Annotated in this window: 14 protein-coding genes; 3 read left to right on the forward strand and 11 right to left on the reverse strand. The window is 74.3% G+C overall.

All coding sequences use genetic code 11. The features are described from left to right. A partial coding sequence (locus ABKW28_RS01210; protein ID WP_348605792.1) for an AtzH-like domain-containing protein occupies positions 1 to 956 on the reverse strand: 956 nt, incomplete at its 3' end. After that, on the reverse strand, positions 953 to 2,029 hold the full coding sequence (locus ABKW28_RS01215; RefSeq protein WP_348605794.1) for an acetamidase/formamidase family protein: 1,077 nt from the start codon (positions 2,027 to 2,029) through the stop codon (positions 953 to 955). The genes ABKW28_RS01210 and ABKW28_RS01215, both read right to left, overlap by 4 nt. Positions 2,030 to 2,135: 106 nt before the next feature. Here ABKW28_RS01215 and ABKW28_RS01220 point away from each other — a divergent pair, with 106 nt between their 5' ends. Then, entirely contained in the window at positions 2,136 to 3,116 is a 981-nt protein-coding gene (locus tag ABKW28_RS01220; RefSeq protein ID WP_348605796.1) for an SGNH/GDSL hydrolase family protein, read from the forward strand. Positions 3,117 to 3,206: 90 nt separating this feature from the next. Here the strand turns inward: ABKW28_RS01220 and ABKW28_RS01225 are convergent, their stop codons facing one another. Beyond that, positions 3,207 to 4,184, reverse strand: a complete 978-nt coding sequence (locus ABKW28_RS01225; RefSeq protein WP_348605798.1) for a hypothetical protein — start codon at positions 4,182 to 4,184, stop codon at positions 3,207 to 3,209. Between the two features lie 195 nt (positions 4,185 to 4,379). Then, positions 4,380 to 5,885, reverse strand: a complete 1,506-nt coding sequence (locus ABKW28_RS01230) for an AtzH-like domain-containing protein (RefSeq protein WP_348605800.1) — start codon at positions 5,883 to 5,885, stop codon at positions 4,380 to 4,382. A gap of 57 nt (positions 5,886 to 5,942) precedes the next feature. On the opposite strand from ABKW28_RS01230, the gene ABKW28_RS01235 reads away from it, so the two are divergent. Next, a complete protein-coding gene (locus ABKW28_RS01235; RefSeq protein WP_341242486.1) occupies positions 5,943 to 6,278 on the forward strand; it encodes a YnfA family protein in 336 nt (111 codons plus the stop codon). Between the two features lie 6 nt (positions 6,279 to 6,284). Here the strand turns inward: ABKW28_RS01235 and ABKW28_RS01240 are convergent, their stop codons facing one another. Continuing rightward, entirely contained in the window at positions 6,285 to 6,512 is a 228-nt protein-coding gene (locus tag ABKW28_RS01240) for a hypothetical protein (RefSeq protein ID WP_348605802.1), read from the reverse strand. Positions 6,513 to 6,614: 102 nt separating this feature from the next. Between ABKW28_RS01240 and ABKW28_RS01245 the strand changes: the two genes are divergently transcribed. Further along, complete coding sequence (locus ABKW28_RS01245) at positions 6,615 to 7,430, forward strand: thioesterase family protein (RefSeq protein WP_348605804.1); 816 nt, start codon at positions 6,615 to 6,617, stop codon at positions 7,428 to 7,430. Between the two features lie 7 nt (positions 7,431 to 7,437). Here the strand turns inward: ABKW28_RS01245 and ABKW28_RS01250 are convergent, their stop codons facing one another. The 6 genes from ABKW28_RS01250 to ABKW28_RS01275 all read right to left on the reverse strand — a co-directional run bounded on the left by ABKW28_RS01250 (position 7,438) and on the right by ABKW28_RS01275 (position 13,121). After that, positions 7,438 to 8,082 (reverse strand): hypothetical protein, encoded by a 645-nt coding sequence (locus ABKW28_RS01250; protein ID WP_348605805.1) that lies wholly within the window; start codon positions 8,080 to 8,082, stop codon positions 7,438 to 7,440. Next, a complete protein-coding gene (locus ABKW28_RS01255) occupies positions 8,079 to 8,348 on the reverse strand; it encodes a hypothetical protein (RefSeq protein ID WP_348605807.1) in 270 nt (89 codons plus the stop codon). The genes ABKW28_RS01250 and ABKW28_RS01255 overlap by 4 nt, the downstream gene beginning before the upstream one ends. A gap of 146 nt (positions 8,349 to 8,494) precedes the next feature. Beyond that, entirely contained in the window at positions 8,495 to 10,108 is a 1,614-nt protein-coding gene (locus tag ABKW28_RS01260) for a sulfatase (RefSeq protein WP_348605809.1), read from the reverse strand. Between the two features lie 59 nt (positions 10,109 to 10,167). Then, complete coding sequence (locus ABKW28_RS01265; RefSeq protein ID WP_348605811.1) at positions 10,168 to 11,502, reverse strand: DUF222 domain-containing protein; 1,335 nt, start codon at positions 11,500 to 11,502, stop codon at positions 10,168 to 10,170. 68 nt (positions 11,503 to 11,570) lie between these two features. Then, entirely contained in the window at positions 11,571 to 11,744 is a 174-nt protein-coding gene (locus tag ABKW28_RS01270) for a hypothetical protein (RefSeq protein ID WP_348605813.1), read from the reverse strand. A 63-nt stretch (positions 11,745 to 11,807) separates the two neighbouring features. Beyond that, positions 11,808 to 13,121: a hypothetical protein gene (locus tag ABKW28_RS01275; RefSeq protein WP_348605815.1), complete on the reverse strand. Its 1,314-nt coding sequence runs from the start codon at positions 13,119 to 13,121 to the stop codon at positions 11,808 to 11,810. Between the last annotated feature and the right edge of the window lie 365 nt (positions 13,122 to 13,486).

The following is a 13,486-nucleotide window of genomic DNA, read 5'->3' on the forward strand; positions in this document are numbered from 1 at the left end:
CTGTCGGGCAGCAGCACGTCGCCGACCAGGGCGAGCAGGTCGGCGTCGCGGGTCAGCCAGCCGACGGTGTCGAAGCTGGGTGCCAGCGCCAGCACCCCGTGGGTGCTGATGGCGCCGTGCGTGGTGCGCATGCCGTAGAGGCCCTGGTAGGCCGCGGGTACGCGGATCGATCCGCCGGTGTCGGTGCCGAGCCCGATGGTGGCGTGGCCGAGCGAGACGGCGCTGGCCGAGCCCGACGACGAGCCGCCGGGCACCCGGTACGGCGCCCGCGGGTTGGGCGGGGCGCCGGTGTGGGCGTTGGTGCCGGCCAGGGAGTAGGCGAGCTCGTCGGTGCGGGCGATGCCGCGCAGGTCGGCGCCGGCCTCGACGAGCGAGCGCACCACCGTGGCGTCGCCACGCTCCACCCGAGCGGCCTCCTCCCACGCGGGGTTGCCGGCGCCGATCCTGTGGCCGGCCACGGCGTAGAGGTCCTTGACCGCGACGCTCTCGCCCGACAGCGGACCGCCGGGGGTGCCGGGCACCAGCGGGTCGCCCACCACGCGCCACACCCGGGTGTCGAGCGCCGCCGCCGGGGTGGCGACGTGCGCGGCGGTGACCCTCCAGCCGGCGTCGGTGCGCGCCCACAGCTGGGTCTGCTGGCCGCGTCCGCCGCTCTCGAGCTCGGTGACCGCCACGACCAGCGCGTGGTCGGGGTCGGTGACCTGCACGTGGGTCTGCACGATCCGGCGAGCGGGAGCGCCACCGCGCCGACCGCGGAAGGCGCTGATCGCGTCGTGGCCGACCAGCAGTCCGGCGGCGTCGCCGCGCAGCGTGGTCGGACCGGGCGCGAAGAGCCGGTCCAGCGCCGCGAGGTCGTCTGCCATCAGGGCGCTCTCGTACTCCCAGAAGGCAGCGACGAGCCCGTCGGGGACCTGTGGCGTCGACCCGACGGCGGGTTCGGGGGGCGTGCTGGTCACGAGCGGGGCTCCACGAGGGCGAAGTCCGCCTTGCGGATGCAGGCGTGCACGCCCTTGACCACGTCGACGACCTGGGAGATCTCGAAGTCCGTGGCAGCCGACAGGTAGGCGTAGGCCAGCTGCGGGTCCATCCCGTAGCGCGCCCCGAGCAGCGCGACCGCGTGCCGCACGCACTGGGCGACGGCCAGGTCGAGGTCCTCGTCGAGGCCGGTGGGGACCAGGTGGTCGGTCGTCTCGGCCAGCGGGGTGACGACCTCGCCGAAGCGGCGCACCGCCTCCTCGCGGGCGACGACGTCGAGGCGGAGCGTGACCCGCAGCGACGCCTCCATCGCGGTCAGTGCGACCTCGCCGTTGCCCTGGGCGAAGTGCGGGTCGCCGACGTAGGCCAGCGCGCCGTCGACCTGGACGGGGAGGTGGAGGGTCGTGCCAGCGGTGAGCAGCGCGATGTCGATGTTGCCGCCGTGCCGCCCGGGCGGCACGGAGTGCGGGCGCCGGTCGCCTGCCACGGCCACCCCCATCACGCCGAGGAACGGGGCGAGCGGGAAGCGCACCACCGGCTCGCCGCCCGGCACCAGCGGCAGCTCGCCGTGCGTCTCGGCGGCGTCGACGAGCGCGAACGCGCTGAAGAAGGGGGCGCCGTCGAGCGGGTGCTCCCCGGGCAGTGCGCCGCGACCGTGGCGCGCCGAGATGATGCCGTAGGGCACCCGTGGTCGGGTCTCGACCACCGTCATCGCCAGGAGGTCGCCGGGCCGGGCGCCGCGCACCGCCACCGGCCGGCTCACCACGTGGGGTCCGTCGACCCCGAAGGTGCGCGCGTGGTCGGAGGCGGCCAGGGACCGCGCCTCCGCGAGCACCGGCACGTCGTACGGCGCGAAGAAGCGGTCCGGGTCGCGACCCTGGTCCTCGAGGATGCCCTCGTGGCTGAGGGCGTCGAAGGTGACCTCGTCGCCAGGGTCGACGACCAGCACCGGCTCGTCCGCCCCGCAGGGCAGCCGCCCCCACAGCACCAGGTCCGGGGTCGCCGGCAGGTAGGCGCCGCGCAGCGCTCCGGTGCCGGTCTCGAGGACGTCCATGGCCGGAGGGTAGGCACGGGTTGTTTCAGGCGTACTACGCCGCGGCGTGGCCACCCACCGCGGCAGCGCCGCGTGACCTGCGTCACCGCCGCCCGTTGAGGAGGGCATGACGACGCGTCGCCTGCCCCTCCTCGGTCTCCTCGCCCCCCTGGTCGGCGCGCTGCTGGTCGCGCCGGGCGCCGGCTCCACCGTGGCTGCGGCCCCGCAGGAGCGCCGCCTGCCCGCCTTCACCGAGTACGTCGCCCTGGGCGACTCCTGGACCGCCGACGTCGTGCTGGTCGACCGCTACGGCCTGCCCGACACCACCCACGCGCCGATCGACTGCGCGCAGTCGAAGACCAACTACCCCAAGATCGTGGCCCAGGCGCTCGCGGTGCCGGTCTTCCGTGACGCGTCGTGCGGCTCGGCCACCACCAAGCACTTCCGGCGCCCGCAGGAGGGGCTCCCGCTGGGCGGCACCAACCCGCCGCAGTTCGACCGGCTCAGCCCCACCACCGACCTGGTCAGCGTCGGCATCGGCGGCAACGACGCCGGCATCGCCGGCGCCGGGCTCGACTGCCTCAACCTGGTCCCCGTCGCCAACCCGGTCTCCGACAGCGGCCCCGGCCTGCCGCTCGGCGGCTGCAAGGCCAAGTACACCGCCGGCGGCAAGGACCAGCTGGCGCAGCGCATCCGTGCCTCGGAGATCAAGCTGGTCAAGGCGCTGCGCCAGATCCGCCGCCGGGCGCCGCTGGCGCGGATCCTGGTGATGGACTACCTCGACGTGGTACCCGACCACGGGTGCTACCCGACCCTGCCGGCCACCGACGAGGACATGGCCTACATCTCCGCGAAGTTCCGCCAGCTCAACAAGATGGTGCACCGCGCCGCCCGCCGCGGTGGGGCCGAGGTGGTCAACACCTACCGCCAGAGCGCCGGCCACGACCTGTGCCAGGCGCCGCAGGTGCGCTGGGCCGAGACCTACGGCCCCTCCGCCAACGACCCCGCCGTCGGGGTGCCCGCGCACCCGAACGCCGCGGGCGCCCGCGCCCAGGCGGCGTACCTGCTGCAGCACCTGCGCGACACCGACCCCGACGTCTTCCGTTGAGCACCGTGGCCGGGGACTCCTGCACTGGTCAGGGGTTGCATCGCCCCACAAGCGACGGAGACGGCTGACAAGTGCGGCGGCGTACGCCGCTCAGGCGCTGAGCGAGGGCGGCGTGAGGACCTGGGCGATGCGCTGCGCGGTGGCCTGGGCGCGCTCGAGGTCGGGCCAGTCCACGCGGATGCCGCGCCAACCGGTGGCCTCGCAGACCTCCTGCTCGCGCCTCTTCTCCCGCAGCACGACCTCGGTGATGCTCTCGCCGGGCTTCAGGAGCTTGGTGTACTTGATCTTGCCGTCGAACTCCATGAAGACGCCGAGCTCGGGCCAGGCGAAGTCGACGCGGGCGATCAGCCGGCCGTGCCGGTCGCGCACCTCGTACTGCGGGATCGGCAGCGGCAGCCCGTGCACCCAGCAGAGGTGGAACAGGCGGCTCTCGCCGACCGACTCCAGGCGCGCGTCGCACAACCGCAGCACGATGTTGGCAGTGAGGGTGCCGGGCCAGTGGTCCATCGGCGCGTCGACCTCGTCGTCGAGCGCGAGGTAGCGGGCCTCGAGCTCCTTTCGGGTGGTCAGCTTGCGGTGCAGGAGGTCGTTGACGACGCACAGGGCGGCCTCGGTGCGCCCGGTCGTGGTGACCTCGATCGCGAGCCGGGTCGGCGAGGAGACGACCACCCCGCCACGGCTGACAGTGTCTCCCGGCAGCAACCGGCCGCGGTGCTGCTGGACACCGGCCTCGCGGCGCCCGGCCTTGCGGTCGCGTCGGGTCACGTGCACGGTATCGAGCGCGAAGCCCCAGGTCGGGGCGCCCCAGAACGGCAGCGCCGAGACGTGCGAGACGACCAGATCGGTGCCGGCCTGGGCCACCACCGCCCGGGCGCGCAAACCGTTGCGGCCGCCGTCGTCGAGCGCGTCGTACGCCGCCTTGGTGGCGTAGGCGCCCCACCGGACCTTGGCGAGGTCGCCGCGAGCCAGGGCGCGGGCGATGCCGCGGTCGCTCCAGCCGGCGTCGATCAGCTGCTTGCGCAGGTGGATGGGGGTGAGCAGGGGGTCCAGTGGCGTGATGTCGTCCATGCCGCAGAGTTGCCCGCCCAGCGGCCCGTCCGGGGAGCTCGCTCGAGGGCGGTGGACGGTGGCGCTGGAGGCGCCTGCTGTGGACGAGAAGTGGCGCGGAGCTCGGCGTGGCCGGCGTGGACTCGTCGGCCTTCTCCTGCGCTTGATGGGTGTTGCAACCCCTGACATGCGCAGGAGTCCCCGGCCGGCCGAGCGTCAGGCGAGGGAGGCGGCGAGGGCAAGCAAGTCGCGGTCGCGGCCGGGGGCGGCGGTGAGGCTGACGCCGCAGGGCAGCCCGGCGGCGGTGCGCAGCGGGAGGCTGACGGCGGGCAGGCCGGCGAGCGGGGCCAGGCAGGTCAGCGCCAGCGTCGGCTCGCGCAGGGAGGCCAGGTCGCTGCCGAGCAGCGGCGCCACCGACGGGGTGGTCGGGGCCACCAGCACCCGGTCGCCGACGAGCTCGCGCAGGCGGGCGCGGGCGGCCTGCACCACGCCCTGGGCCCGCTCGGCGGTGCGCTCGTCGATGCTCGAGGCGTGCTCGAAGCGGGCGCGGCCCTCGTGGCCGAGCACGTCGAGGCGCTCGCGCAGCCAGGCGCCGCGCACGGTCCAGGCCTCCCACGACTGCCAGGTGATGAAGGCGCGGCGCCACTCGGCGAGCTCGCCGAGCGACCAGCTCTCGCGCACCACCAGACCCTGGGTGGCCACCCAGCCCTCGACCGCCTCGCGCACGTCGGGCTCGGCGAGGTCGAGCAGCTCGGGCACCAGCACCAGCTCGGAGCTGCCGCGTGCAGCACTGTCGGGCAGCAGCACGTCGCCGACCAGGGCGAGCAGGTCGGCGTCGCGGGTCAGCCAGCCGACGGTGTCGAAGCTGGGCGCCAGCGCCAGCACCCCGTGGGTGCCGATCGCGCCGTGCGTGGTGCGCACGCCGTAGAGACCCTGGTAGGCCGCCGGCACCCGCACCGACCCGCCGGTGTCGGTGCCGAGCCCGATGGTGGCGTGGCCGAGCGAGACCGCGCTGGCCGGGCCCGACGACGAACCGCCGGGCACCCGGTACGGCGCCCGCGGGTTGGGCGGGGCGCCGTAGTGCGGGTTGGTGCCGAAGAGCGACCACGCCAGCTCGTCGGTGCGCGCGATGCCGCGCAGGTCGGCGCCGGCCTCGACGAGCCCGAGCACGGCCTTGGCGTCGCCGCGCTCGATCGGTGCGGCGGCCTCCCAGGCGGGGTTGCCGCCGCCGACGGGGTGCCCGGCCACGGCGTAGACGTCCTTGACCGCGACGCTCTCGCCCGACAACGGGCCGCCGGGGGTGCCGGGCACCAGCGGGTCGCCCACCACGCGCCACACGCGGGTGTCGAGCGCGGGTGCCGGCTCGGAGGTGTGCGCGGCGGTGACGACCCAGCCGGCGTCGGTGCGCGCCCACAGCTGGGTCTGCTGCCCGCGCCCGCCCGACTCGTGCTCGGTCAGCGCCACCACCAGCGCGTGGTCGGGGTCGGTGACCTGTACGTGGGTCTGCACCAGGCGCCGCGGGCCCGGGGCGGCGGCGTACGCCGTGATCGCGTCGCTGCCGACCAGCAGCCCCCGCGGGTCGCCGGCCAGGGTGCTGGCGCCGGGCGCGACGAAGCGCGCCAGCGCGGCGGTGTCGCGCTCGGCGACCGCGCGCTCGTAGTCGCGGAAGGCCTCCACCAGCCCGTCGGGCACGGGCAGGGCGGGGCCGGAAGATGCTGTCATCGCTGCTGCTCCACGGCACCGAGTCTGCCCTGCCCGCCGGGCTGCGAGACTGCAGGCGTGCCCGTCGTCGCCTCGCTGCTGTTGTTCGTGCTGGCCGCCCTCGCCGAGATCGGGGGCGCCTGGCTGGTCTGGCAGGGGGTGCGCGAGGACCGCGGCTGGCTGTGGATCGGCGCCGGCGTGATCGCGCTGGGCCTGTACGGCTTCGTGGCCACGCTGCAGCCCGACGCCAACTTCGGGCGCATCCTGGCGGCGTACGGCGGGGTGTTCGTCGCCGGCTCGCTGGCCTGGGGGATGGTCGTCGACGGCTTCCGCCCCGACCGGTACGACGTCACCGGCGCGCTGGTCTGCCTGGTCGGCGTCGCGGTGATCATGTACTCCCCGCGGGCGGGCTGACGCGGCTCAGTCCTCGCCGTCCCCGTCGTGCCCGGCGTCGTGGTCGTGGTCGGTGCCCGAGACCCGCTCCTGGGGCGCGTGCAGGTCGACGTCGGAGTCGGGGTCGGTGGCGTTGAGCTGCTCGTCGGGGTCCTGGTCGAGCCGCTCGGCGGCGTCGGCCTGCGAGATGCCCTCCTCGGCGGGCACACCCTCGGTGTGGAGCGGCTGGTCGTCGCGGCCGTGCAGGGTGCCCATGTGGTCCTCCGTGGGTCGGGTGGCTGGGGATGCCCGTCACCCTGCCCGCCCGCGGGCCGACCGGCTTCACCCGCGGGGAGGCGGTGTCGGTACTTTCTGCCCATGACCATGCAGGCCGAGTTCGACGTCGACACCACCGTGACCCCCGCCGGCGAGGGCCGGTACGCCGCCCAGCTCGCGCCGGGCTGGAAGGTCGGGGGCGGCCTCAACGGCGGCTACCAGCTGGCCGTGCTCGGCACCGCGATCAGCACCCACCTGGGCGACAAGCCCGACCCGGTGGCGGTCAGCGCCTACTTCCTCTCCGCCGCCGAGGCCGGCCCGGCCACCATCGACGTCGAGGTCAAGCGGGCCGGGGGCCGGATGTCGACCGTCGCGGCCGAGCTGAAGCAGGACGACGCGACCCGGCTCAGCGTGCTGGCCACCTACTCCGACCTCGACCGCTTCGACGGCGACGTGCGCACCACCGCGACCGAGCCCGACCTGCCGCCGCTCGAGGAGTGCGTGGGGCGCGCCGACGTGCCGTCGTACGTGCTGGAGATGGCGCCGCTGATGTCGCGCTTCGACATGCGCTTCCCGCGCGAGCAGGCCGGCTGGACGACGGGGGAGCCGAGCGGCGAGGGGCGCTTCCAGGCGTGGTTCCGCCTCGAGGGGGAGCGCGAGCCCGACCCGCTGTCGCTGCTGCTGGTGCTCGACGCGCTGCCGCCGGTCACCTTCGACCTGGGCCTGATGGGCTGGGCGCCGACCATCGAGCTCTCCGCCCACGTGCGCGCCAAGCCGGCGCCGGGCTGGCTCAAGGTGCAGCACCACACCCGCAACCTGGCCGGCGGGATGTTCGAGGAGGACTGCGAGGTCTGGGACTCCACCGGGCGCCTGGTGGCCCAGTCGCGCCAGCTGGCGCTGGCACCCAGGCAGGGGTAGTCGCGGGCTACTCCTCGTCGGACATCTCGATGAAGTCGCCGTGCCAGTCGTGGTACCAGACGTCGCCGGTGGTGGCGTTGACCGAGAGCATCCCGTCGACCTGCCCGGCGCGCAGGGTGTGCAGCGTGTAGTAGCCGGGGAATGCCTCCGCCTCGCCGACAGCCAGTCCGCCGTGGTCCTCGGCCCACCGAGCGGCGATGTCGCCGGCCCGTTCGGCGCTGATCGACGCGGGTGCACCGCGCCGGGCCATCATCCCGTAGCGGGTGTTCCACATCGTGGCGGGACCGAGCTCCAGCCGGGTCGCGCCGGAGGCCGGGTCGACCAGGACCTCGGTGGCCAGGGTGCTGTCGGGCTCCTCGAGCTCGATGTAGAAGTTCTCGCTGAAGCGCATCACCTCGCCCGTCTGCAGGTCGGGGTCCAGCTGCTGCGCGAACGCCTGGGCCCGCGCCCGGGCCTCGCTCAGGCTGTCGACGCGCTCCCCGTCCCCCCAGGTCGGCCCGGCGTACCCGCCCGTCATCGGCATCCCGCTGCGGCCCCAGCCTCCGAACCGGTCACCGGGGTCGTGGTCGGCGAGGACCAGGTAGGCGCCGGAGGCGAGCACCGCGAGCAGGGCGACCAGCGGCACCCAGAGGTGGCCGGCCCGGCGGGTCATCGGGGATCCGCGTGCGGGGTGCGGGTCGAGTGCAGGGCGGCGCGCATGGACCGGTAGGTCTCCTCGTCGACCTCACCGGCGGCGAAGCGTCGGTCCACGACGTCCTCGGGGCTCTCGCCGGCGCCCGAGGGCGGGCTGGTCGGCGCGAGCGAGCCGGCGAAGGTCCGCCACAGGGCCCACACCACCAGGGTGACCAGCCCGACCCAGAAGATCGTCATGGCGATCCAGCCGCCGGCGTCCATGCCGTAGTACCCGTCGTCCATCATGACTGCTCCCCTCTGGACGCGCGGGGCCCGAGCGGGTCCTGCAGGACCACCCTCCTGCGCGGGGCGCACGCGTCCCAGGGCCGGACGTCATCTGCCGGGGGGCCCTTTGCCCGTCCGTCGTCTGGGGACGCGCCAGCGGCTGGGGGTCAGCGTGCCGGTCGGGGAGCGGGCCCGAAGTCCTGTCGCTCGCACTCCGCGACCCCGGCGCAGTCACCCAGCCGCCGGAGGCGACGGCGCAGCTCGCGCCGCACCCCGGCGTACGACGTCCGCGCGGCGACGTTGCGCAGCTCTCCGGGGTCGCGGCGGCGGTCGTAGACCTCCTCGAAGCCGTCCCACCAGCGGGTGTAGGTGTAGCGGCCGGTGCGCACCCCGCGCCACGCCCAGCCGTAGGCGGCCAGCGCCTCGGGGTCGCTGGTGCCGGCCTGGATCAGCGAGGTGTCGTTGACCGGCGCGCCCCTGCCCCACACGGGGCGCAGGCTGATGCCGTCGGTGTGGCCGGCGGCGCGCACCTGCTCGAGCACGCCCGCGTGGTCGAGGAAGGTGGGGGCGAGGTCGACGAGGGTGGCGGTGGCGCGGCTGGTGGTGCCGGGGGTGATCCCGGGGCCGCGGGCCAGCATCGGCACCTGCAGCGCCTCGTCGTAGGGCACGTCCTTGCCGAAGAAGCGGTGCTCACCGAGCAGGAAGCCGTTGTCGCTGACGAAGACCACCAGGGTGTCGTCGAGCTCGCCGCTGCGGCGCAGCGCGCGGATGGTGGCGGCGTTGGCCTGGTCGATGGCCTGCAGCGAGCGGGCGCGGTCGCGCACCTGGCGGGTCAGCTTGCGCAGCGAGACCGGGGCCCGCTCGCGCAGCGCGGCCGGCTTGTCGGAGACGTCGGCCTCGTTGAAGGAGGCCTTGTCGCGGGTGGCGACCCGCAGGTCGCCGAACAGGTCGGCGTGGCGCCGGGCGGGCACCGGCGAGCGCCACCCGTCGACGTACGCCGCGTGCGGGCCGACGTGGGAGGCCCACAGGAAGAACGGCTCGGGCTCGGCGGCCCAGCGCTTGATGAGCCGCGTCGTCTCGTCGCGCACGATGTCGGCGACGTACTTCTCGCCGTACCCGCGGGGCTCGCCGTCGTTGTAGAAGGTGGTGCCGTAGTAGGAGTAGGTGCGCGCGCCGGTGGGGGAGAAGAAGTCCCAGCCGGGCGGGCGCGGGTCGTCGAAGGTGTACTCGTTGAGGTTCTTGCCCACGAACCCGGTGCGGAAGCCGGCGCGCTGCAGCCAGGGCCCGAGGTTCTCCTCAGCGTTGCTGGCCACGAAGGCCGGCCAGCCGCCGTAGGGCCCGTCGTTGTGGCGCACCCCGTTGTTGTGCGCGTACTCGCCGGTGAGGATCTCGGCGCGCGCCGGGCAGCACAGCGGGTGCGGGTTGATGGCGTCGGTGAGGTCGATGCCCGCGTCGCCGATCAGCCGCCGGGTGCGCGGCATGAACCGCAGCTCGGCGTCGCTCTGGTCGTCGGTGGTCAGGAGCACGATGTTGGGCCGCGGCTGGCGCTGCCGCGGCTCGGGGGCCACGGTCTGCCCGGCCGCCGGCGTCGGCTCGCTGCGCGGCTCCTGCTCCTCCGGTGCGTACGCCGCCCGCTCGCCGCGCGCGGGCCGCTTGGGCCGTTCGCCGTCGTTGGTCTGGGCGGGCCAGGTGGCGACGATCAGCGCCAGCACCACGGCGGCGACCACCACCAGCACGCTGCCTCCGACGCGCACCCGCGCCGGCAGTCCCGAGAACCTCATGCCTCCTAGACGGTCCTGGTGGGCAGTCGGTTGCCTCGGAGGCCGATTGTTTCTGGGTCTCAGGCCACGCGGAAGAAGTCGTCGGCGAGGACGACCTGGAGGTGGTGGCGGTAGAGGTGGACCACGGGACCCAGCCCCTGGAGCTCCCGGGCCGGTGGGTCGCCGGGTGGCAGGGCGGGTGCCCTGGAGCGGACCTGGTGGCCGGTGGGGGTCGTCGTGATCACGAGGCCGTCGTGGACGGTGGCGGCGAAGCCGGGGGCTTCCTTGGCCTGGTTGCAGGCCTCGCACAGCCCCTGGCCGTTGCCGGCGCTGGTGGGACCGCCGGCGTGGTCGGGGACGACGTGGTCGTGGTGGCGGATCGGGGCGTCGCACCACGGGGTGCGGCACGACTGGTCGCGCAGGTCGATGAACAGTCCCAGCGCGGCGGGGAAGGTGCGGGAGCGGGAGTCCATCGCGACCAGGGCACCGCTGCGGGTGGTGTAGAGCCGCCGCAGCGTGGCCTGCGCCTCCGCCATCGCGGTGGCGACCAGGTCGCGAGCCACCCCGGCCGGCACCGGGCCGTACCCGGCGATCCAGCCCGGGGCGTGACCGCCGCCGAGGAGGGTGGCATCGGAGACGGTCAGGTTGACCGCCACCGGCACCGGGCCAGGAACTGGCGCCGGCTCGGCGGGCTCTGAGCTGGCGGGGGCGGTCAGGGAGGCGACGAGGGCGTCGGCCATCACCTGGCCGCGGCTGCGCTCGTCACCGGTGGCGCGGGCCTGGTCGGCGGCGCGGGTCAGGGCGGCGTACACCGAGACTCCTTGGGCGACCGGGAGGAGCGCGGTCAGGTAGGTCATCGTGTCGGGGGCGGGTCGCAGCGAGACGTGCCGCTCGCCCTCGGCCCTGCGAGATCGCTTCAGGGCGGCGTGCGGGTCGAGCTCGTAGGCCCGAGCCCGGGCCGCGGCGACCAGCCGCTGGTCGCCCCAGCCCTCGGTGGTGGCCGGGTCGGCCATCAGCTCCGCGTCGATGCGGCGACGGTCCTCCAGGGACAGGCAGGCGGCCTCACGGGCGACCAGGGTGGCGCGCCACTCGGTGCACCACCCGGCCCGCATCGCGGCCAGCGTGTGCGGCATCTCGGCCACCAGGGTCTTCGCCAGCCCCAGATGACGTGCGCCCCGGTTGGGCGACTCGCGCCGGGCCAGCGCGACCTGGGAGGCCACCCCAGCGCCCCGCTTCTCCGCGCGCACACCGGCTGCGGCGTGGCGGCGGCGTACGACCTCGTCGAGCCGCGCCGTCACCTCGACCTGCAGCGCGTCGAGCCGGCACTTCTCCTCCTCGGCCGCGCGCAGCGCCTCGACCAGCTCGACCTCGGAGAGGTCGGCCAGGTCGAGACCGGGTGCGGGAGCGAGTGCCATGACCACATTTTACTCGAACGCAAGTTCGATGGCTAGGGGTTCGAGCGCGCTGTGGAGAGTGGCTTGCGTCAGTCGCCGTCGACGATGCTCGGGCCCACCTTGAGCCACCAGGTGGCGGCCGCTCGCTGGTCGGCGGGCAGCGAGTCCATCAGTCCGAGGCTGCTGGGGGAGCCCAGTCCGAGCGCGAGCAGGCCCGCGTTGCGCACGCCCCGGTGGGAGGTGGTGAGGGTCGCCTCGACCACCTGCGCAGCCTCGACGTCGTCGAGCGGGGCGCCGCTGTGGCCGAGGGCGGTCAGGGCTCGTCGCTACATCCAGGGGTGGCGTCCGTTGCCGGCCAGGCGGACGACCTCGTCGCGGCGGCTGCCCGTGCCGAGCTGCCAGATGGTCTCCCAGGCGCGCGCGCCGACGAACTCGCTGTCGGCCGAGGCCAAGCTCAGGCAGGCGTCGGCCACCGAGGAGCCGTAGGGGCTGACCCGCAGCAGGTTGACCGCCATGGAGCGTCGGGCGCCGTGGACGTGGAAGAGCGCCTCGCCGACCAGTCGTTGCAGCAGCAGGTCGGGCTCGGCGGCGTACATCTTCGGGCTGGCGGTCTGGGCCTTCGTGGCGATGTCGCGGCTCAGTGTGCGGCTGGTCTCGGGCACGAGCAGGCAGCGCGTCTCGCGGGCCTGGGTCACGCGGTTGCGCAGCTGGGCGTCGCGCAGGGTCATCAACACCCGCTGGTACGACGACCCGGGCAGGTGGGTGGTCAGGTCGAGGATGTCGATGCCGCTGTGGCCCTGCGGGGTGACCAGCTCGCGGATGGCCCGCTGCTCGAGCAGCGCCAGGGCCGCTCCCTGGAAGTGCCCACGCGCCGCCTTCGCGGCCGCGACCTGCACCGCGCCCTGGCTCAGTGCGCGGTTGTCGGCGTCGAGCAGGCGCAGCACCAGCTTGCTGGCGCCGTCGTTGCGCACGTGCTGCAGCAGGGAGAGCATCGGGCTGACGACCTGCACCTGCGGGTCGACGAGCCAGGCGCCGAGGGCCTGGACGACGTGGCGCTGCGCCACGGGGTGGGAGACCAGGGTGATGGCGGCCTCGTAGCGGCGCAGCCGGTCACCGCCGGTGGTGCGGGCCAGCTCGCTGATCAGGCGCGAGCAGACGGTGGACCAGGTCTCGGCGGGCAGCAGCACCATCTCGAAGCGGGTGAGCTCGACGGCCAGGTGCAGCCAGTCGGCCCCGCTCATGGCGGAGGCGAGGTCGGTTGCCCGGCCCAGCAGGCCGGAGACCAGCTCGTCGGCCGGAGTGTCGTCCCGGGAGAAGTGGACCTCCTCTGGCACGGGGGTGCGCGGGTCGGAGGTGCGGACCACGCCTCGCTGGGCCGCGAGCAGCACGCCCTCGGGGGCGCCGATGGCGCGCTCGTAGCCGAGCACCACCTTGGCAGGCACGGTGTGCGCGCCGGACTCCCATCGGCTCACCCGGCTCAGGTCGGCGCTGACGTCGAGCTCGCGCAGTCGCTCGACGAACGAGCTGCGGCTGGCCACGGTCGGGTCGACCGAGCAGGAGCGGCTCGTGGCCAGCAGCCACGAGGTGCGGGCGTCGGCGTTGAACGAGGGGGAACGCATCGTGCTGGGGTCGTCGGGCATCTGGACGGGTCTGCCGCGGCGCTTGGTGGGCGCGGCGGTTGCCGCGTCGGTGGGCGCCTTGAGGCGGGTCGGACGGGCCGATCCTCGCAAAACAGCTCTCCTGGTCATGGTCGACTGCACTGGCCACGGCCCCGATGCCGTGGCGCTATATACCCACAACTAGTGATGCCCGTCTCGGTTATTGCAAAGAACCTTCCTCGCTGCAAGAAACCCACATCACCGTTCTTTACCTTCCTAGAGTCGCGATCGTCTGGCTGGGCGCACTGTGCGTTCGCCGGGCTCACAGCGGCCTTCGGGATCGCTGTGGCATGACCTCGGGCTCGGTCGAGGTCTGTCCTCAACACATATCCGGAAGGATCACATCT

This window comes from Nocardioides sp. 31GB23 (genome assembly GCF_040012395.1).
GTDB classification, from domain to species: domain Bacteria; phylum Actinomycetota; class Actinomycetes; order Propionibacteriales; family Nocardioidaceae; genus Nocardioides; species Nocardioides salarius.